The sequence below is a fragment of the Algoriphagus aquimarinus genome (genome assembly GCF_900112005.1).
Lineage (GTDB): Bacteria > Bacteroidota > Bacteroidia > Cytophagales > Cyclobacteriaceae > Algoriphagus > Algoriphagus aquimarinus.
Window position 1 is genome coordinate 262386 of sequence record NZ_FOKK01000005.1, and the last position, 19911, is coordinate 282296.

Here is a 19911-nt window from a genome sequence, read left to right on the forward strand (position 1 = left end):
GGTTTTATACAATAAATTACTGATTGCGATGCTAGTTGAAATAGCCTAAAATCCCCTTTGCAATCAGTGCGTGACCCTTTTCATTCGGATGATTTCCCTGAGACATGAAGTTGTCTAGATCAGCACCAGAACCAATTTCTTTTTTGAATAGCGCATAGCTATCAACTAGGCCTACCTCGTACTTTTCTGATAGCTGACGAATTTGATTTGAATGCTCGTCTAAAACAGTGTTGTTTTCTTTTAAATCCAACTTTTTATCAGGAGAAGGGGTGAGCAGAATGATTTTTATGTCCTTTGCCAGCGCGCTTTGAATCATGCTTTCCCAGGCAACTTTTGCACTATCAAGTCCGATTCTTCTGTCGTTTAGTGCATAATCGATAAATAACACATCGGGTTTATGGCTTAGAACGTCTGATTCGAATCGATTTTCGCCGCTTTTAGAATCTTCGCCACCGATGGAAGTATTGATGACGTTGATCACTGCATATGGATATTGGGTTTTCAACTCCTGTAACACAAGGTAAGGGTAAGAAGAAAGCGTATTGACAACAGGAGTTTGGAAATAACCAGCCGGAACCGAATGACCATGGAAAACCAAGTTGATGGTTCTGTTTTCTGGCCACTTCGTTTGTAATTCAACTTTTAAGTCCTTTAGATATTCAGATTTACTTAGGCTGGAAGGGGAGGTGAATAAGAAAATGCTGAGAAAAATGAGGTAAATAAATTTCATTTGGATATAGCTTGGAGCAAGTTTTTTCGGAAGGTAATTTAATAATCTTCCTTTGTAGGACCATCTTTTTTGAATTTCAGGATTTGCTTTACTATTAGGATGCTAAAATACCTCTTGGAAGCATTTCAAGTGAATAAGTAAGTCAGATACGTATATCTACCTTCTGACAGGAATGCAGTGCTTCTCCAAGCGAAAAGAGAAAAATAAGCCTTATACTTGTTCATTAGAAATTTAAATTTCCAAAGGTGGTTTTATTACAATGAGTATAGATGAATTAGATTTCGCGATTTCAAAAGGGTTAAAATTTCTAAAGGATCGTCAGTTGTCGAATGGCGGTTTTTCCTGTCTATTTGCATGTTCTGAAAATTGCACGGCTGATGCTTTAGAAGAGTTTAGTATGGGGGATAAGAAGTGTGTCGTCATAGTTGAAGAGACCACCGTTTTTCCTGCAACCCTTATTGGACATTCGTTACTGTACTTACGGGATAATTCAGAAGCGAAAGAAATATTAAATCAGATAGCTGATTTTTTAATTGAAAAAAGATCCTCTTTTGGAATTTGGAGGCATTATACTAAACCACATCAATTGGAGCAGTTCGCTGCAAATGATTTGGACAATACAGCAATGGCATCTTGGTTTCTCCAACAATTAGGCAGACCCGCGTTAGATAATCGGGATCTTTTTATAAGTAATCGATCTAAAGAAGGCCCTTTTTATTCCTGGATTACGCTAAGGCTGCAGTGGAATTCCAATCCAAAATACTGGAGGTCACTCTGGAGGGAATTTAGGCACCCAATAGGACAGTATTATTTCTGGAAATTGATGCCTTGCGCCAAGAATGACATTGACGCAGTTGTCAACTCGAATGTGATTCACTACTTGGGTGAAAATCAATACACAGCTGCCGCCATAGATTTGATGGTTCGGGTGATTGTGGAAGAGCGGGAGGAAATGTGCGATAAATGGTATCTCCGACCTGTTTTGATTTACTATTTTTTTAGTAAAAACATGAACAAAGGGATAGAAAAACTCGAAGAACTCAAACCGATCATTAAGAATAGGATTTTAGCCCAAGCCAAGTCAGATGGGCAGTTTTTTGAGAGTATTCTTGATACCGCATTGGCAATTGCTGCTTTAGAAAATATGGGCTATTATGATGAAATTCCCGCCAAGTCAATTCAGTATTTGTTAGCTGCTCAGAATTCTAATGGTGCGTGGAAAAAGGGTGTTATTTATTATGCTTATGAGAGAGCTGATGAGTCGGCCGCATTTGGAGGAGAAGAAATCTCCACTGCAATAGTTCTGGAAGCGCTGGTTCGCTACCAATCGCATGAACGATCCCTCCACGTTGAATCAACACGCTTTTGATAGTTCCAAGATATTTTAGGACTCAAGAATGGTGGGAGCCTAAGCTGGCTCCAATCCTTTCCATTGGTCTGTTGACAATTCATGTTTATGCTTTCGAATCAGCTGCCTATGGAATGGGTTTCCTGTTTTTCCTCTTTGTATCTCTAGGGATTGGAGCGAGTTATGTAAGCTTGATAAATGACTTCACTGATCTAGAGGAGGATCTGAAAGCAGGCAAAAGTAATAGACTGCTAGGTGTATCAAAGTCGAAACAACGCTTACTGATTTCAGCCACTCTTGTGGGTATTTTAATTGCCATTTACATCTTACTTCCTTTTGTTGAAGGCCTTCTTCTTTTTTTAGGAGCGCTATTGGTTTACACCTTGTATTCTGTTCCTCCTTTTCGGCTGAAAAATAGAGGAGGATGGGGTGTTTTGGCGGATTCACTTGGAGCTCATGCATTCCCATCTATGGGAATATTCGCGATTCTGTCTCAATTTATGATTGAATCTGTAGACTGGATGGTGCTCCTTCTGATCGGGACATGGAGCTTGTTTTATGGCCTTAGAGGGATCCTGGGGCATCAGTATTCAGATCTAGAAAATGATGAATCAGTGGGCCTGAATACCTTTGCTACTAGATTTCCGATTGATAAAATGAGGCAAATGGAATGGCCGATTCTTCTTGTGGAGCAACTGGCGTTAATCGGCTTACTCGTATATTTTAAGATTGGACTTTTACTTCTCTTACTGACGCTATATTATGGGTATGTTTTGCTGTTGAGGTGGAAGAGGAATGTTCCTTTTGTGATCATCCTTCATCCTCCGCAACCCGATTGGAATATTTTAATGGCAACTTATTATCAAGTATTGCTTCCTATCGGTTTATTAGGAATGCTTGGTATGTATCACTCATGGGTTTACCTACTAATTCCCGTTTTTGTTTTAATCTTTCCAAATGATATACTTCGAAATTCAGCATTGGTTACAAGTCTGTTTCATTCGAAGGAAATACCTGAAGCATGAGTTTTGTAGAGATGCTTTTTTCACTACTTGCAGCGGGTTTTACTTTTTTTGGCCTGTTTTCTTTAGGGAATATTCTTGCCTCAACTACTGGACTTCGCTCGATTAATGGGCATGGTAAAGTTGCGCTAGGTGTTGGTCTGTTTTCATTTTCTTTTTTTTTGTTTTCACTGTTTATTCCGCCAGCATTTCTGTGGTATGCGTGGATATTTCTTTTTGCACTGGCAATACTGACTCAGCGAAATTTCATAGTAAAAAGTCTAGGTCTAATTCAGTGGTCAGACCCCTTTGTTTGGGTACTTTTTGTGCTCTTTCTTCCCTATATATTCCGGCTTGTGGGCCTACCGCTTAGCGATGATGGATTGAGTTTCTACTTGCCTAACGTGGCCTGGATTTTCGCAAAAGGGATCGAATTCAACCCTTATCTGACCAACTACACACTCATGCCACTTGGGATTGAGTATGTGTTTACTATTCCCTTTGGTTTTACAGGTATTCCGGGAGTATTGGTTTTTGATGCCTTAGGGTCAATTGCTTTACTTCACTTGATTTATACCGTAGGTAAGAAGTTGTTTTCCATAAGAATGGCCCAAGTGCTGGTCCTTACTGTTCTATTAATTAAAGGCACTCTTTTTTACTTGTTTGGAACCGGTAAAATAGATACTTGGAATACTTATGTTATCGTGTCAGGCATTTTTCTTTTTATACAGAACTATCGCAAAAGGGAATTTACTGGAGTATTTCTGATATTTTCAATTGCACTAGGAATAAAGTTCACCAACTGGTTGCTCTTAATTTTGCCGCTTTGCTACCTGTTTTATGAATTGTTCAGAGGGGAAAAATTTAGAAAAGTAGCTCTACTTGCAATGGTCCCCTTGTTTTTTGCTGGTTCAGTAATGATCCGTAATCAGCTAGAGGTTAATAATCCACTAGCCCCAATATTACTTACCGGTAATGAATCCAGATTTGTGGAAACTCACGGAAAGATGCCCGATGAGCAAATTCTAGTTGAATTGGTGAATGATGGAAATGAGAATCTATCATTTATGTCTGAGCTTCTTAATGATTTCATATTTCCATTAGGCGTAATCTTGGTTGCCTTAATCTGGGTAGTTTGGTTTCGAAAAGTTAAAATTTCTGTCGAATTAGCTCAAAGTCTGATTTTGATTTTACTCATGTTTTTGCCTTGGTTTATTGTTTTAGGGAATTCAAATCAGCCTCTACGCTTTATTTGGGCGCCTTTGATTTTGGGTATAGTTATACTTTTGAAAGCAATAGATGAGTTACTTCAATCCAGACCTAAACTTCTCGGGAATTTCAAAAATATTGCCCTTGGCGTTTTAACTCTAGTAGCTTTTACTGTAGTTTTTTCCAAGCATAGTTTTCATATGGTTAACTTTTTCAAATTCTCCAATCATAGTTTATCGGAGTGGTACAGCCTTGCAGGTAAGGATCATTATGCGATTAGTTATCGCTTTAAAGAAATGGGGCTGCATCATGCGGATGTTCACTACAAGGTTCCTGTAGCTTTGGGAGCCTTTGATGTGGATGATTATGGGAATATTCCAGAACAGGATGGGCTGAGCAGGATGAGTACATCTACTATCATATCAGCCGATTTTGTTCTTGATAAGGGAATGGACAAGTTAGACACGCTTCCAAAAGAAGATATTGTAATGCAATACGGAGATTATTTTGTTTACAAATTAAGGAAATAGGCTAATGCGGATTTTGGTTGTGAGCATCAATGTGGCACCTTGGGGTGGGAGTGAAGAGCTCTGGAAATCCCTTGCCATGAAAGGTCTAGCCCAAGGCAACGAGGTGATGGTGTCTGTTTTTGCACATCAGAATCTAAATCCAAATGTGGCCGAGTTAGTAGCGCATGGAGCAATTCTTCATCAGAGACCTTTACCTTCCTATTATAACGAGCAGCCATTTGCCTACAGAGCGTTGTCAGAAGTTAAGTCTCGATTGGGAATGGACAAAACCTCAATTGATTGGAGAGCTGTAAAAGCATGGAAACCGGAAGTGGTCGTAATCTCTAGTGGAGAAACCTTTGATCACTGTTTGCACCATCAATCTTACCTGATTACTTATTGTAAAGATAACAAAGTGCCATTTTACCTGATTTCTCAGCGGAATTGGGAATGGGATATGTCTGTAGATCAAGAGTTCAGAGAATCAAGAAGGCGTCTGATTGAGGATTGCCAAGGCTTTTTCTTTGTGTCCTACCAGAATTATAAGATGGCATGCAGCCAACTGGCGATGGATATACCCAGAGCTAGAATCATCCAAAACCCGTTGAAGGTCAGTTTAGAAAGCAACCTGTCTTATCCCAAATCTGGTATTCCAAAAATGGCTTATGTGGCACGTTTGGAGACATCAATCAAGGGACAAGATTTGTTTTTGCAGGCCCTATCTTCCCAGAGGTTTAGTAGACTTGATTTTGAACTTACTTTTTATGGTACTGGGCCTGATGAAAAGCATCTTAGGGATCTTGTCAGTTATTACGGGTTGGAGAGAAAGGTCTTTTTTGGGGGACATGTTGCCGATGTGAGTGAAATTTGGCGAACTCATCAATTATTAGTGTTGTGTAGTCTGGCAGAAGGAACTCCGCTCAGTTTGATTGAGGCTATGGCATGCGGTAGAACAGCACTTGTGACCCAAGTAGGTGATTCAGCTATTTGGCTATCTAAGTCAGGATTTGTGGTTTCAGGTCATCAGGTAGAAACTATTCAAAAAGCACTTCAGGAGGCACTAGATGATTTTCCTAATTGGGAAAAGCTAGGCCAACAGTGTAAAGGTCGAGTTATAGAAAAAAGGGATTCTGAAGAAATCGATGGGTTGCTCGAATGTGTAGTTGGGAAAAGGGATGTGGATCATACTGGGCAAGATCCGGAGGAGTTTCTTTCGAAAATGACTAGAGAAGTATAAGTCGATTTATCTCCTTCCATCAAGGAAACCCCAAACCACGCAAAATTGAGAAAGTGCTAAACTGAGGCTCAAAGCTATTTTGGTAGGGAAGGGTTTATGTTCCAGAGTGAAGGGATAGAAGAAGAGCTTTCTGTAGAAATTCAATTTAGGTCTTCTGTCAATGCTGATGTCTTGTTCTTTTGCCGATTTTTGAAATAAAACAGCAGCCTTGCCATATTTTTTGTGGAGTTTGATGAACTTCCAAAGGTCCAGAAAGTGCCGATGTTCGATTAGGATTTGTGGATTGAAGATTAGATTCATCCCATTTTTCTGTAGCCGAACACAAAACTCTCTGTCCTCCCCGGCGGAGGTGGAGAAAGAGCTATCGAATCCTCCAAATCGATCAAAATCTGATTTGTATAAGGAGAAATTATTGGACGTAAAAAATTGGTTTGGACTATTTTGTTGATAGGAATACAAAAAGTCTATGAGCAACTGACTGCCTTCAGAGTATATATTTTCGGTGTAGCTATTAATTACCTTTCCACCTAAAAGCACTCCTTCCTTGCTGAAGTTGAGTATGTTTTCCAGCCATGTGGGTTGAGCTTGGCAATCATCATCCAAAAAAGTAATGATTTGAGATTTAGCTAGGGAAACTCCGAAGTTTCTTGCGTTAGCTGGGCCAGCATTTTCCTGCCTGATAAATCTGAAATTTTCTCCATAGCCTGATCCTAATTCTTCTATAGCACAGCCTCCATCATTGATCACAATGACCTCCCAAAGTGATGGGTTTAGCGTTTGAGTTTTTAATGAATCAAGACAATACTTGAGGGCATCAGGACGATTGTAGGTGGGGATAATTACAGCTATTGCTGGCATGCTTGTTATATATGACTTCAATATTACTAATATAAATATACTATAATTTAAGGTGAAGGAAGAATGGAAGATTTTTTACTTCAAATCCATAAAATAACTGCCCTAAATGGGGGAGAAAGCAAGTAGTAGTAGATGGATTGAAATTATTCAATATATCTTTCGAGATGGATTTGAGTGTGATTATCCCTGTGAAGAAAAATGATGAGACAATAGTAGCTTGCTTGAAAGCTGTCTGTGCGAGTACTCTAACTAATTTTGAGGTGGTGATTATACTGGATGGCTGGGAATCCCTCGATTATTTTCAAGCTTGGGAAAAAGATGTTCGAGTTCGAATTATTCCTTTTCCAAAATCTGGTCCTGCAGTATGCAGAAACTATGGTGTGAAAATCTCAAATGGAACTTGGATTTCCTTTGTGGATTCCGATGTATTAATTGAGGGAAACACCCTAGCGGTAGCCTTACATAGTTTAAGTGAGAACGGAGAGGATGGATTGATTGGGTCCTATGACAATACCCCTTCTGCACCTAGTTTTGTTTCGAAATTCCGCAATATTTTGCATCACCATCATCATCAAAGAAATCATCATAAAGCAGGTGTTTTTTGGGGAGCTTTTTCAATCATTAGGAAGAAGGCGTTTGAGGACGTAGGTGGTTTTGATGAAAATTTTGACTTACCCAGTATTGAGGATGTGGAGCTAGGCATTCGTCTAGCTAACCGAGGTTATGTTATCCGTATTGACGCAGACATTCAAGTGAAACATCTGAAAAATTGGACTTTTTATAATTGGATGAGGACGGATATTTTTTTAAGGGCCAAGCCGTGGGCAGTCCTAATGTATCGTCATGGAAATCAAGCAGGAAATCATCTAAATACTGATTCATTGGAAAAAACAAGTGCGTTGTTCACTTTGCTTACCCTAGGGTTGTTACTTTGCGGATTCACTTGGACTTGGCTTTGGGCTTTGGTTCCAGTAACTATTCTAATTTTTATTTTAACGCAGTTGAGCTTCTACCGGCTTGCTTCCAGAAAATTTAGTTTTCTACCCTCAGTACTAGTCCTACATCATATTTATTTCATTTTCGCTCTCACAGGTTTCTTTCTTGGGGTTTTCAGTTTCAAGAAGGATATATAGTCTTAATCACCTTTTGACTTAACGATGATAGCATTAAAAAGCACGCGTTGAATTATTATATTAATGAATAAAAAGAAGATTGTAATTATAGGTGCAGGTCCTGCGGGATTGACTGCTGCCTACGAATTGTCACAAACTGGAAAATACCATATTACAGTACTGGAAGCCGATGATCAAGTCGGCGGAATTAGTAAAACAGTGAATCATCAAGGAAACTTGATCGATATAGGAGGACATCGATTCTTTTCAAAATCAGAAAAAGTGTTGAAATGGTGGATGAAGTTTCTCCCGATATTGGATACTACCCACCATCTTAAGATTGGCTATCATTCTGAAACGCAAGACCTAGATAATCTTATCCAGAAAAATTCGGAAAATTCCATGCTAGTTCGGAAGAGAAAATCCAGGATTTACTTTAATAAAAAGCTTTTTGATTATCCATTGAAAATAAATATTCAATTGCTACTCAATTTGGGGGTTTTCAAATCACTAAGGATTGTAAAAGGCATAGCTCATGCAAGATTGTTTCCTATAAAAGAGGAGCATAATTTGGAGGATTTCTTCATCAATAATTTTGGTAAAGAGCTATACCTAACGTTTTTTAAAGATTATACTGAAAAGGTCTGGGGAAAGGCCTGTACAGATTTGAGTTCTGAGTGGGGCCGGCAGCGCATCAAAAGTTTGAAGGTGAGGGATTTGGTCAAGCATAGCGTTAAGAAAATCTTTGTCCCGAGAAGTGCCAGAAAAGAAAATACTCGATCATTGATTGAGAAGTTCTTATATCCAGCAAAAGGTCCTGGTATGTTGTGGGAGAAGGTAGCAGATTCTTGTCAGGATGCTGGTGTAGAAATTCTCTTTCAGTCTAGATTGACTAAACTTCATATAGAGGATGGATTGGTAAATAAGGTAAGCTATTTTTCAACCTTAGAACCCGCCAATGAAGTCGAGCTGAAATGTGATGCTGTTTTTAGTACCATGCCGATTAAAAACTTGTTTGAGTCCCTACAAGCAGAAGTCCCATCAGAAATAGCAGAAATAGCTGAGCAATTAGAATATAGAGATTTTATGATTGTGGGGTTGGAGCTTAAGAAACTCAAACTGGAACAGGAGAAAGGTAAATTGATTAAAGATAATTGGTTGTACATCCAGGAAGGGAATGTCAAGGTAGGAAGACTTCAGATTTTCAATAATTGGAGTCCTTATATGACATCAGCTGATACGGTTTGGATAGGAGCAGAATATTTCTGCCAGCAACATGATGAACTTTGGGACTCTTCAGATCAAGATGTGATCAAATTTGCTTTGAAAGAACTCGCTATAATTGGGATCTTGGAAGAAGGAGAATATCTGTCTGGAAAAGTAGTTCGCTGTCCTAAAGCCTATCCTACTTATTCAGGTAGCTACCATCACCTTAATCAAGTCATTGAATATTTAGACACCAAGGAGAATTTATTTCTTATGGGCAGAAATGGTCTGCATAAATATAATAACCAAGACCACTCGATGTTGACAGCTTTCAAAGCAGTGGAGCTCTTTGAGAAAGGCGAGCCTTCAAAAAGGGAGATCTGGGCGATTAACTCTGATGATGAGTACTTGGGGTAAAACTACCTTTTCAAAGATTTTCTCGTTGCAAATATTTGTTCATTACCCTTTAGTCAAGTAATTGATCATCTTATATCTATTATGAAACAATAGCAGAATTTGAATGATTTTAATAAGCCGAGGCAGATGCTGTTCCTCGGTTTTTTTTGTGATTAATTTGAAATCCTCATAATCAAACCTCGAAGAGGAAGTCTTTGTCGCAGGCTTCAATTGCTTAATTGTGTAGAGTAGTCGATGAATATACTTATCTGTAAGAAGGAGGGCGCCTATGTCTTTATTGACTAAACACAAAAAAAAACCTGCTAGAAATAAATCTAACAGGTTTTGGACGCTCCTTCTCTTGGGCTCGAACCAAGGACCCTCTGATTAACAGTCAGATGCTCTAACCAGCTGAGCTAAGAAGGAATTTTGTGTTTCATTCGGAGCTTGTTCCGAATTGGTGATGCAAATGTAGGAGGCTATTCCATTTATTCCAAACTAGTATCCTAAAAAACTCCAGGTTTTTGGCCTATTAGTAGTTTTGGTCTTCTAAATCAGAGACTTAATTTTTCAATTTTTTACTAAAAAACTATTAGCTCAACATATTAAAGGGGTATTTCTCAAAACTCAGTAAGATTTGTAACTTGAGATAGGCGAATACAATTGTTCCACTAACTCATTATTCATGTCCAATTCAATAAATAGACGCGACTTTGTCCGTTATTCAGCTCTTACAGCCTTAGGCTTACAATTTTTACCTTTTCAAGGCCTGAGAGCAGCTACTTCAGATCGTATACGAGTTGCCCACATTGGTTTAGGCGGAATGGGACTTAATCATCTGAACTGGTTTGCCAACCTACCTGATGTGGAAATAGTAGCGCTCTGTGATGTGGATGAAGATCGTGCTAAGGAAGCTCTGCTACAGCTTAAAAAAGTCCATCCTACTACCAAAGCTGAAGTGTTTACAGATTTCCGACATGTGTTAGATAGGCAAGATATTGATGCAGTTACTATCGCAACACCTGATCACTGGCATGCGCAGATTACCATATTAGCTTTCCAGGCAGGTAAGGACGTATACAGCGAAAAGCCACTTTCATACTCTCAGCATGAAGGCAAGCTGATGTTAGCTTCGCAAAATCAAACAAATCAGATCTTTCAACTCGGTAACCAGATTCATGCGGGAGATAATTACCATCGTGTTGCCGAAATCATCAAATCTGGGGTGTTGGGAAAAATCAAGACAGTTCGGCTTTGGAAAAGTGGAGAGCCTCCAGTTATTCCAGCCTTAACTTATCAGAAACCTCCTTCTAATTTGAATTGGGATATGTGGTTAGGTCCTGCGCCTTTTTCAGAATATGCTCCAGAAAAATGCCATTTCAACTACCGTTACTTCATGGAATATTCCGGTGGAGTTTTTCAAGATTTCTGGTGTCATATAGCAGATATAGTTTGGTGGTCTATGGAGCCGTCGGGACTTAAAAAGATAAAAGCAAACGGGGAGAGTTCGGATGGGGTTGGGGATACTCCTAAATGGATCGATGTGGATTTTAAATTTAAAAAACTTGACCTTCATTGGACATCTATACCGCCCGATGTTCCTGGTGCAGCCGGAAAGGGAATTGGAGCCTATTTTGAAGGGAGTAAGGGTACTTTGGTTTGTGACTATTCCAGTCGTGAAATCAGGATTGATGGCAAGGTCATGAATGATATTCCAGAAATACCAAAGACGATTGTTCGCTCTCCGGGACATCAGCAAAACTTCATCGATGCTGTGAAATCCCGTACACAACCTGAATCCTATTTGGAGTACGCACGTAGCATGACCATGCCTATGCATTTAGCACTTATATCTTTCCGCCTCAAAGAGGAATTGAAGTGGGATGCTAAAAAAGAGCTTTTCAAGAATAATGACGCTGCCAATCAGTTACTGTTCAGGCCATATAGAGATAAGTGGAATCTAATAGGAGCTTGATAAAACAAAAAGGGTAAATTGATTAGAATATAAATCTGAAAGTAATGGCTAAATACACACTGACCGTCAATGGCGGAAATAAAGAAGTAGAAGCAATGGAGGATATGCCACTTTTGTGGGTAATCAGGGATTTGCTAGGCATGAAGGGGACCAAATTTGGCTGTGGTCAGGCGCTATGTGGCGCTTGCACTGTTCATTTGGATGGTGTTGCTATTCGTTCGTGCTCACTTCCGGTATCTTCCGTGGGCGAAGGCAAAATCACCACTATTGAAGGGCTTTCGGAGGGTTGTGATCATCCAGTCCAAAAAGCTTGGGTGCAGCATAACGTACCTCAGTGCGGCTACTGTCAATCTGGACAGATCATGAATGCTGCAGCACTACTTACAGCTAACCCGACCCCTACTGATGAAGAAATAGAACAGGGAATGGCGGGGAACTTGTGTCGTTGTGGCACCTATAACCGTATCAAAGAAGCTATCGTGACCGCTTCCAAATCTCTTTAATTTTTCTAATCAAACCCACTATACCTATGCTTCCAAATATTCCATTTCTCAAAAAAGGTAAAAGAGAAGATCAGAGTAAGATATTCCTGGCTTCACGAAGAGATTTTTTAAAACTAGGCTCATTGGCTTCGGGAGGACTCCTATTAGGGGTGAGTTTCCAATGTTCGGGGCCTAAGGGAGAATCGGTAACTTTTGCGCCGAATGTATATATAAGTATCAATTCAGAAAATGAGGTGACCTTGGTTGCCCACCGATCTGAGATGGGAACCGGTATCCGAACTTCACTTCCGCAGATCGTTGCTGATGAGTTAGGGGCAGATTGGTCTAAAATCAAGATTATTCAGGCAGAAGGAGATGAGGAGAAATATGGTAATCAGAACACAGATGGCTCCTTCTCTATTCGGATGTTCTATGAGCCAATGCGCAAAGCTGGAGCTACTGCGAGGTACATGTTGATTGCGGCAGCTGCTTCCGAATGGGGTGTAGAAGCTTCCGAATGTGACACGCAAGATGGTATGGTGATACATTCAGGAAACGGGAAGAAGGTTAGTTTTGGTGACTTGGTAGGTAAGCTGAAAGATGCTCCAATGCCAGATCCCGCGAGTGTGAAATTGAAGAACTTTTCTAATTATAAACTAATAGGCACTGATGTGCCCATCTATGATCTTAAAGATATAGCCTGTGGCAAAGCCGTATTTGGAGCAGATGTGAATCTGCCCAATATGAAAATTGCAGTAGTAAAGAGGAGCCCAGTCATTGGAGCCAAAGTTATTTCATACAATGATAAAAATGCTTTAGCTGTTCCTGGGGTAGTTCAGGTAGTGAAAATTGAAGGCTCAGGTTTTCCTCCTGGTTTGGATAAGGCTTTGGAGGGCATAGCAGTAATTGCTGATTCTACTTGGTCGGCGATCAAAGGTCGGGAAGCATTGGAGATAGAGTGGGATTTGGGAGAAAACCAGAATTACAATTCTGATCAGCAGCAGACAGAAATGCTAAAGAGCACAAAAGGAAATGGGAAAATAAGAAGAGAAAGAGGAGACTTTGACAAGGCAAGTAAATCAGCATCTAAATCTCTAGAAAGAACCTATGAGGCTCCATTTTATGCACACGCAACTATAGAGCCGCCGGCAGCAATAGCTGATGTGAAAGAAGATGGTTCCTGTGAAGTGTGGGCACCAAGTCAGCACCCGCAATGGGCAAGAGGAGCGGTAGCTGCTGCTATTGGTGCTGATATCGCCAATGTCAGAATAAATGTAACCTTATTAGGTGGAGGTTTTGGAAGAAAATCCAAACCTGATTTTATCGTAGAGGCGGCCTTGCTGTCAAAAGCTGCCAAAGCGCCCGTTCGAGTTCAATGGACACGTGAAGATGATCTGCACTTTGACTTTTTCCATTCCCATAGTGCGCAGCGTATCGAAGCGAGTTTGGATGCAACTGGAAATCTAACAGGCTGGAACCATCATACTGTTTTTCCAGCGATCGGATCCACCGGCAGCAAAGAGGAATTACATCCTTCTGATGGGGAATTGGAGTTAGGCTGTGTTGATTTTCCTTTTGATGTGCCAAACATTAGGATAGAATCCCATGAGTCCACTGGGAACACAAGAGTTGGATGGCTGCGATCGGTGAGCAATATCCACCATGCTTTTGCCATACATTCTATGATGGATGAAATAGCGGAGGCAAGAGGCAAAGATCCCATAGAAAATGCAATTGAACTTTTGGGGGTGGATAGAGATATTACCTTTCAATCTGAAATGACAAGTGGTGAGTTTGGGAACTATGGAGAGAAAATAGAAGATTATCCTTGGAATACGGGAAGGATGAAAAATGTCATCAGAAAAGTTGCGGAAACGTCGAATTGGTCGGACAATAAAGCTAATGGGAAAATCATGGGCTTTGCAGCTCATAAAAGCTTTCTGACCTATGTAGCCTGTGTGGTGATGTTGGAAAAAGGGTCCGATGGAAACAACACTATTTCAGATGTGTATTATGTGGTGGATTGCGGAGTTGCGGTCAATACAGATCGAATCAGATCTCAGTTTGAGGGTGGTTCTCAATTTGCGACCAGTTTAGCGACAACTTCCAAAATCACTTTTGATAAGGGACAGGTTCAGCAAAACAACTTTGATACCTATCAGATCATTAGAATGCCAGCTTCCCCCAAAAATATCCATGTGCATATTATAGAAAGTCAAATAAAACCTACAGGAGTAGGAGAGCCTCCTGTTCCTCCATTTATTCCGGCATTGGCAAATGCCATGTACCAAATGAATGGAAAAAGGATCTATAAATTACCCTTCAAAGTTTAATTCAGATAGGAAGACTCAACTTCATTTTATCAATTGGAGTTGAGTCTTTTTACTTTTGATCTTTCACACTGAATCTCCTTGTGAGTGTCTTAATATGCTTTTTATTTCGAAATCTGAGCGCGGACCAATCCTCATTTATGGCAATCTGACGAACGCCTTCATAGTCAAACTCTCCTAAATATTTCCAACCGAAATCGCGATTAATCTTTGCTTTATATCTCTTCGATGTGCCTTTTGGATAAGCCATCCATAGTTGCTGATCATCCGGGGCCTTTGCCTGCATTTCAAAGAAATACTGCATCACTTCTTCCTCAGTCTGAACAAATGCTACCATGAAATCGGGCTTAGCTTCAGGGTTGATTAAGCCATCTTTTTCCCATGTAGAAATCAATTCCTTTAATTCAGAAGGGATATTCCATAGTTGAATATTCATCCCCTCCTTCCAAGTCATTTTCTTAAGTATTGGATCCATTTTCAACTTTATAGATGTTTGCTAATATAAAAATAACCTATTAAGAGCTGAATAGATAGTACGTCTGCTAAGCATTTTATTTACTTTTAACCTGTATTCAAAGCGTTCCCATGAAAACTCCTATAGTAGTCTTACTCTTGTTTTTTTTAGTTTCTTGTGTTAGTGCTCAGGAAGAAGTTGTTACCAGTTTTGGTGAAGGAATTGCAGTTGCGACCCTGAATGACGATGGACTTGATGAGATTTCTGGAATGGCATGTAGCAGAAATATTCAAGGTTTGATATACGTTCACAACGATAGTGGAGGAGAAGCTGCCGTTTATGTGTTGGACTCCTTAGGGAATAATGTAGGGAAAATCGAACTCCTCGGTACGCAAAATAGGGATTGGGAGGATATAGCCATAGGTCCAGGGGTAGATGGTAAGTTTTATATCTATATTGGAGAGATAGGAGATAACAATGCCGTTCATGAAGAAATAGTGCTTTATCGAATTCCTGAGCCAAGTGTCCATAATTCTACCGCCCAGATTACTCCAGAGAGGACCATACTTAAGTATCCAGGAGGAGCTAGAGATGCAGAGTCATTGATGGTTGATCCAACCTCTGGCGATATCTTCATTATTTCAAAACGGGATAGTCTAAATACGCTTTATCGCTTAGCTGCAGGTAAATTTGGAAGTAGTGAAGCAGAACTTGAAGAATTGATCAAACTTCCATTAACAAGTGCTACTGCGGCTGATATCTCTGCTGATGGTAGTCAAATTCTAGTAAAAAACTACCTTACAATATATTTTTGGAAGAGAAATCCTGGTGAATCTGTTGTTCAGGCAATGAGTAGAAAACCTAAAGAATTGCCTTACTCTCCAGAACCTCAGGGAGAAGCAATTGGATTTTTACCTAATGGGAAAGCATTCTATACACTAAGCGAAAAACGATTTGATTTGGAGCCGGTATTGTATAAATACACAGCCAAATAATTCTTATGCAGACTTCCACTACTGTGTTGATGGTTCGGCCGGCGAATTTTGGCTTTAATCCTGAAACTGCGGAGAATAACTTTTATCAATTACCAGATAGTAGATCTGCGGGTGAAATCAGTCTGCTAGCCCAAAAAGAATTTGATGGCTTTGTGGCGATGCTGAGAGATCAGGGTGTCAATGTGCTCGTAGAGGACGATACTTCTGACCCAATCAAGCCAGATGCAGTATTTCCTAACAATTGGTTTAGCACACATCCTGACGGAAAGTTGATTTTGTATCCCATGTTTTCTCCTAATAGAAGGCTGGAGCGAAGAAAGGAATTGATCGAGAATTTGATGAAGCGCAAGTTTAAAGTTGATGACATTATAGACTTAAGCTTTTTCGAAGAAGATGAGCAGTATTTGGAGGGCACTGGAAGTATAGTACTGGATCATCAGTCCAAAACAATTTTTGCCTGCTACTCGGAGCGTACACATCAAATCCCTTTAGATTATGTAGGTAAGCTCCTTGGATACAAAGTAGTTGGATTTCGAGCTGCGCAAGAGATTAATGGTGTATCTGCTCCGATTTACCATACCAACGTGATGATGCATATTGGTTCTGAGTTGGCAGTGGTATGTTTAGATAGTATTTCAAAAGCTTCAGAAAAGCAATTGGTGCAAAAAAGCTTGACCCAAGCCGGTAAAAAGGTAGTGCCTATTACTCCTAAACAAAAGTTTCACTTTGCGGGAAATATGCTAGAGGTAGGTAATGAGGGGGGAGAAAAATTTACCATAATGTCTGAAACAGCCCTTGATTCACTGAATATTGGCCAGATTCAACTTATAGAAAAATACTCCACCATCATCAGCCCTTCTATTCCCACCATCGAAAAATTGGGAGGTGGAAGTGCTCGCTGTATGATGGCAGAGATTTTTTTACCTTTCGATGAAAGTTTTTAAGTGTAAACTTGAAATGTTATTCCACAATCGGATCTACTTTCTTTTTTCTTTCCATCTCCAAATTATTTAGATCTGTAATGCTTTTAATAGCCTCTGTAGTTGAGTTTGTAGCTTGATCTGTCGGTTTGATTATCTTTTTACCTGCCATTTTACTTTTTATTTAAAGGTTAAAATATTTACAAGCATTCTATTGTATTTGAAATGCTTTTTTAATTTTATGAAAGTAAAATAATGCTTTTTTCTAATAATAATGCAATCCTATAGCTCTTAAATTGTATTTGAACTCCTACTTGATGGGTTTCACCTGAAAACTCAGCGTCAATTAAGTTTATTGAGTGTAAAGCGCTTTTAATGAGCTTTATAATAAAAAGGGCTAATAGGATTAAGAAGTGATTGCAATTCTTAATCCTATTAGCCCAAATGGAGTGAAATATTCTAGAAGCTTACCCGCGCTTAAATCCCTGTATAGTTGAATGGAGAAATCACGCTCAACTCAGCTTTCAATTCCTCTGAAATTGGAAGATTAGAGATGAATTCTGAGATAGATTTTTCGGTGATTTTGGTATTAGTTCTGGTAAGATCTTTAAGTGCTTCGTAAGGTTTTGGAAAGCCTTCTCTTCTCAGTACAGTTTGAATAGCTTCAGCCACTACAGCCCAGTTTTCTTCCAAATCTGCATGGATAGCAGCTTCGTTAAGTTCTAACTTACCAAGACCTTTTATTAAGGATTCAAAAGAAATCAACATATGTCCAAGTGGTACACCGATGATTCTTAATACAGTACTGTCGGTCAAATCTCGCTGCAATCTTGAAACAGGGAGTTTTGCAGCTAAATGCTCTAACAAAGCATTCGCGATACCCAAATTCCCTTCGGCGTTCTCGAAGTCTATCGGATTGACTTTATGTGGCATTGCTGAAGAGCCAATCTCGCCAGCTTTGATTTTCTGCTTGAAATAATTCATCGCAACGTACTGCCAAACATCTTTAGAGAGATCCAGCAGGATTGTATTGATTCTTTTCAATCCATCAAATACAGCAGCCAAATTATCATAATGCTCAATCTGTGTAGTAGGATAGCTTCTTTCCAGGCCTAGATATTCTCCGACAAACTTAAAAGCAAACTCATTCCACTCGTAAGCTGGATATGCTACATGATGTGCGTTCATATTGCCTGTGGCACCGCCAAATTTCGCAGAGTAAGGAATATGATTTAGTAGTATAAGTTGCTTTTGAAGACGAACTACAAAGACTTCGATTTCCTTTCCTAAGCGAGTGGGAGAGGCGGGCTGTCCGTGCGTTTTTGCCAGCATGGGGATGTCCTTCCATTCGGTAGCTAGAAATTGAAGTCTATCAATTACAGCATCTAGTTGAGGCAAGATGACTTCATTGAGACCTTCTTTCAGCATCAATGGCGTAGCCGTATTATTGATGTCCTGAGATGTCAGTCCGAAGTGTATGAATTCCTTGTGAGCCTCTAATCCTAGTGCATCAAATTTCTCTTTCAAGAAATATTCCACGGCCTTCACATCATGATTAGTGATTTTCTCGGTGGCTTTGATTGTATCAAAATCAGTTAGCGAAAAGTCAGAAACTATAGCTCTAAGATTCTCAAAAAGGCTTTTATCAAAACCCTTTAGTTGCGGCAATGGAAGTTCGCAGAGCGCAATGAAGTATTCTACTTCTACATGAACACGGTATTTGATAAGGGCAAATTCAGAAAAATATGCTCTTAACGGAGCTGTTTTGCCAGCATAGCGTCCATCTACAGAGGTCACTGCGGTCAATGCGTTTAATTCCATCTCTTTTAATCAATTTGGTTTTAGGAAGGTGCAAAGTTAATTTTTTGAAGCCAAAACTTGGGTTTTGAATCACCTAATTCAGGAAATAACATTCAATTAATTCGAACTAGCTTGATATTATCTAAGTTAAGATTTACAAATAATCAGTTACAAGCCAGAATATTTGACTTAGCGGGTTAATTTTGCAACCGTTTAAACAGATAAAAGCTCAGATCAGGAATGTTCAATATATTTAAGAAAAAGAAGGAAGAGGTAAAGGCGTCACAGTATTTACCGCTGAAAGTGAGGGAGGTAGTGAAGGAAACGGCAGATACAGTCACTTTGTATTTTGAGCAGCCAAAGCCGTTTCTTGATTATAAGCCAGGTCAGTTTTTGACGCTTGTGATGGATTTTGAAGGCAAGGAGCAGCGTAGATCTTATAGCCTTTGTACTTCTCCATATGTAGATCCATTTCCTGGGATTTCTGTTAAGCGTGTTCCCAAAGGCAAATTTTCCAATTTTTTGAATGAGCGAGTTTTCCCTGGGAAAACAATCAACGTGCTTAAGCCTTTGGGTAATTTTACAACTGATTTTCATTCCAAAAATAGAAAGCATTTCTTCCTAGTGGCTGCAGGTAGTGGTATTACACCTATCATGGGGATTTTGAAGTCTGTCTTGGTAAACGAGCCAAATTCCAAGGTGTCTTTGCTTTACTGTAGCCGAAATGAAGAGCAAATTATTTTCAAGAAGGAATTAGAATCTTTAGTAGAGAAAAATACAGATAGACTTGAAGTGATTCATAATTTGAGTCAACCGAGTGAAGCTTGGACTGGTCTCAAAGGACGTGTGACCAAAGAGACTATTCTTGAGTTTGCCAAAAAAGCTGAATCAGAACCGGAATTCGATAAGGAGTACTTTGCATGTGGACCAGAAGGTATCATGGATAATGTGGTTTCTATATTGGATGAGTTGGGAGTTCCTAGTGAGAAAGTACATCGTGAAAGCTTCTATTCAGCTGCTGCAGACAAAGCGCATGACGACGCAGCACACGGCATCACGGGTGGATTGTTGACTAGAGATGTTAAAGTGATTCTAGAGGGAGAAGAGTATGCTGTAACGGTGTCTCCGGATAAGACTATCCTTGAAGCCGGACTTGCTCAGGATTTAAATATGCCTTACAGTTGTCAAAGTGGTCTATGTACTGCTTGTAGAGGCAGATTGCTTAGTGGTAAAGTCAAGATGGACGAGGATGCAGGGTTGAGCCCGAATGAAATTGAGGCTGGCTACGTGCTATGCTGCGTGTCGCATCCATTGACAGATGATGTCAAGGTGACGATTGAGTAATTCAG

General features: G+C 39.7%; 17 protein-coding genes and 1 tRNA gene. 12 read left to right on the plus strand and 6 right to left on the minus strand.

The genetic code is table 11. From position 1 onward, the window contains the following. Positions 1 to 31: 31 nt before the first annotated feature. Positions 32 to 730: an SGNH/GDSL hydrolase family protein gene (locus BM291_RS08755; protein WP_092896358.1), complete on the minus strand. Its 699-nt coding sequence runs from the start codon at positions 728 to 730 to the stop codon at positions 32 to 34. A gap of 586 nt (positions 731 to 1316) precedes the next feature. On the opposite strand from BM291_RS08755, the gene BM291_RS08760 reads away from it, so the two are divergent. From BM291_RS08760 to BM291_RS08775, 4 genes are read left to right on the plus strand one after another with little or no spacing between them, the layout of a single operon-like run. Then, positions 1317 to 2099, plus strand: a complete 783-nt coding sequence (locus BM291_RS08760) for a hypothetical protein (RefSeq protein WP_217647300.1) — start codon at positions 1317 to 1319, stop codon at positions 2097 to 2099. Then, a complete protein-coding gene (locus BM291_RS08765; protein WP_092896362.1) occupies positions 2096 to 3103 on the plus strand; it encodes a UbiA family prenyltransferase in 1008 nt (335 codons plus the stop codon). The genes BM291_RS08760 and BM291_RS08765 overlap by 4 nt, the downstream gene beginning before the upstream one ends. After that, positions 3100 to 4818 carry a hypothetical protein gene (locus BM291_RS08770; RefSeq protein WP_092896364.1) on the plus strand — a complete coding sequence of 573 codons (1719 nt, stop codon included), beginning with the start codon at positions 3100 to 3102 and terminating at the stop codon, positions 4816 to 4818. The genes BM291_RS08765 and BM291_RS08770 overlap by 4 nt, the downstream gene beginning before the upstream one ends. A gap of 4 nt (positions 4819 to 4822) precedes the next feature. Then, entirely contained in the window at positions 4823 to 6034 is a 1212-nt protein-coding gene (locus BM291_RS08775; protein WP_092896366.1) for a glycosyltransferase family 4 protein, read from the plus strand. Positions 6035 to 6040: 6 nt separating this feature from the next. Here the strand turns inward: BM291_RS08775 and BM291_RS08780 are convergent, their stop codons facing one another. Continuing rightward, positions 6041 to 6892 carry a glycosyltransferase family 2 protein gene (locus tag BM291_RS08780; RefSeq protein ID WP_092896368.1) on the minus strand — a complete coding sequence of 284 codons (852 nt, stop codon included), beginning with the start codon at positions 6890 to 6892 and terminating at the stop codon, positions 6041 to 6043. A gap of 164 nt (positions 6893 to 7056) precedes the next feature. Between BM291_RS08780 and BM291_RS08785 the strand changes: the two genes are divergently transcribed. After that, entirely contained in the window at positions 7057 to 8025 is a 969-nt protein-coding gene (locus BM291_RS08785) for a glycosyltransferase family 2 protein (RefSeq protein ID WP_092896370.1), read from the plus strand. Positions 8026 to 8088: 63 nt separating this feature from the next. After that, positions 8089 to 9627 carry an NAD(P)/FAD-dependent oxidoreductase gene (locus BM291_RS08790; protein WP_092896372.1) on the plus strand — a complete coding sequence of 513 codons (1539 nt, stop codon included), beginning with the start codon at positions 8089 to 8091 and terminating at the stop codon, positions 9625 to 9627. 331 nt (positions 9628 to 9958) lie between these two features. On the opposite strand, the gene BM291_RS08795 is transcribed toward BM291_RS08790, so the two are convergent. Beyond that, positions 9959 to 10032 (minus strand) — tRNA-Asn (locus BM291_RS08795). Positions 10033 to 10291: 259 nt separating this feature from the next. Between BM291_RS08795 and BM291_RS08800 the strand changes: the two genes are divergently transcribed. From BM291_RS08800 to BM291_RS08810, 3 genes are read left to right on the plus strand one after another with little or no spacing between them, the layout of a single operon-like run. After that, positions 10292 to 11581, plus strand: a complete 1290-nt coding sequence (locus BM291_RS08800) for a Gfo/Idh/MocA family protein (protein WP_092896374.1) — start codon at positions 10292 to 10294, stop codon at positions 11579 to 11581. 44 nt (positions 11582 to 11625) lie between these two features. Then, positions 11626 to 12084, plus strand: coding sequence for a (2Fe-2S)-binding protein (locus tag BM291_RS08805; RefSeq protein WP_092896376.1), 459 nt, complete (start codon positions 11626 to 11628; stop codon positions 12082 to 12084). Between the two features lie 26 nt (positions 12085 to 12110). Beyond that, positions 12111 to 14396, plus strand: a complete 2286-nt coding sequence (locus tag BM291_RS08810; protein WP_092896378.1) for a xanthine dehydrogenase family protein molybdopterin-binding subunit — start codon at positions 12111 to 12113, stop codon at positions 14394 to 14396. A 49-nt stretch (positions 14397 to 14445) separates the two neighbouring features. Here the strand turns inward: BM291_RS08810 and BM291_RS08815 are convergent, their stop codons facing one another. After that, a complete protein-coding gene (locus tag BM291_RS08815) occupies positions 14446 to 14868 on the minus strand; it encodes a hypothetical protein (protein ID WP_092896380.1) in 423 nt (140 codons plus the stop codon). Between the two features lie 110 nt (positions 14869 to 14978). Here BM291_RS08815 and BM291_RS08820 point away from each other — a divergent pair, with 110 nt between their 5' ends. Then, positions 14979 to 15842 (plus strand): hypothetical protein, encoded by an 864-nt coding sequence (locus BM291_RS08820; RefSeq protein ID WP_092896382.1) that lies wholly within the window; start codon positions 14979 to 14981, stop codon positions 15840 to 15842. Next, positions 15842 to 16786 (plus strand): citrulline utilization hydrolase CtlX, encoded by a 945-nt coding sequence (gene ctlX / locus BM291_RS08825; protein ID WP_092896384.1) that lies wholly within the window; start codon positions 15842 to 15844, stop codon positions 16784 to 16786. The genes BM291_RS08820 and ctlX overlap by 1 nt, the downstream gene beginning before the upstream one ends. Before the next feature lie 16 nt (positions 16787 to 16802). Here the strand turns inward: ctlX and BM291_RS22390 are convergent, their stop codons facing one another. Both BM291_RS22390 and purB read right to left on the minus strand, forming a co-directional pair. Beyond that, on the minus strand, positions 16803 to 16934 hold the full coding sequence (locus tag BM291_RS22390; RefSeq protein WP_262481213.1) for a hypothetical protein: 132 nt from the start codon (positions 16932 to 16934) through the stop codon (positions 16803 to 16805). A gap of 305 nt (positions 16935 to 17239) precedes the next feature. Further along, positions 17240 to 18583, minus strand: a complete 1344-nt coding sequence (purB, locus tag BM291_RS08830) for an adenylosuccinate lyase (protein ID WP_092896386.1) — start codon at positions 18581 to 18583, stop codon at positions 17240 to 17242. 219 nt (positions 18584 to 18802) lie between these two features. On the opposite strand from purB, the gene BM291_RS08835 reads away from it, so the two are divergent. Beyond that, entirely contained in the window at positions 18803 to 19906 is a 1104-nt protein-coding gene (locus BM291_RS08835; protein WP_092896388.1) for a ferredoxin--NADP reductase, read from the plus strand. Positions 19907 to 19911 lie beyond the last annotated feature (5 nt).

Excerpts from the sequence above, each read along its gene's own strand:
- BM291_RS08755 (WP_092896358.1), bottom strand. The coding sequence starts at position 730 with ATGAAATTTATTTACCTCATTTTTCTCAGCATTTTCTTATTCACCTCC.
- BM291_RS08770 (WP_092896364.1), top strand. The coding sequence starts at position 3,100 with ATGAGTTTTGTAGAGATGCTTTTTTCACTACTTGCAGCGGGTTTTACT.
- BM291_RS08775 (WP_092896366.1), top strand. The coding sequence starts at position 4,823 with ATGCGGATTTTGGTTGTGAGCATCAATGTGGCACCTTGGGGTGGGAGT.
- BM291_RS08780 (WP_092896368.1), bottom strand. The coding sequence starts at position 6,892 with ATGCCAGCAATAGCTGTAATTATCCCCACCTACAATCGTCCTGATGCC.
- BM291_RS08785 (WP_092896370.1), top strand. The coding sequence starts at position 7,057 with ATGGATTTGAGTGTGATTATCCCTGTGAAGAAAAATGATGAGACAATA.
- BM291_RS08790 (WP_092896372.1), top strand. The coding sequence starts at position 8,089 with ATGAATAAAAAGAAGATTGTAATTATAGGTGCAGGTCCTGCGGGATTG.
- BM291_RS08800 (WP_092896374.1), top strand. The coding sequence starts at position 10,292 with ATGTCCAATTCAATAAATAGACGCGACTTTGTCCGTTATTCAGCTCTT.
- BM291_RS08805 (WP_092896376.1), top strand. The coding sequence starts at position 11,626 with ATGGCTAAATACACACTGACCGTCAATGGCGGAAATAAAGAAGTAGAA.
- BM291_RS08810 (WP_092896378.1), top strand. The coding sequence starts at position 12,111 with ATGCTTCCAAATATTCCATTTCTCAAAAAAGGTAAAAGAGAAGATCAG.
- BM291_RS08815 (WP_092896380.1), bottom strand. The coding sequence starts at position 14,868 with ATGGATCCAATACTTAAGAAAATGACTTGGAAGGAGGGGATGAATATT.
- BM291_RS08820 (WP_092896382.1), top strand. The coding sequence starts at position 14,979 with ATGAAAACTCCTATAGTAGTCTTACTCTTGTTTTTTTTAGTTTCTTGT.
- BM291_RS22390 (WP_262481213.1), bottom strand. The coding sequence starts at position 16,934 with ATGGCAGGTAAAAAGATAATCAAACCGACAGATCAAGCTACAAACTCA.
- purB (WP_092896386.1), bottom strand. The coding sequence starts at position 18,583 with ATGGAATTAAACGCATTGACCGCAGTGACCTCTGTAGATGGACGCTAT.
- BM291_RS08835 (WP_092896388.1), top strand. The coding sequence starts at position 18,803 with ATGTTCAATATATTTAAGAAAAAGAAGGAAGAGGTAAAGGCGTCACAG.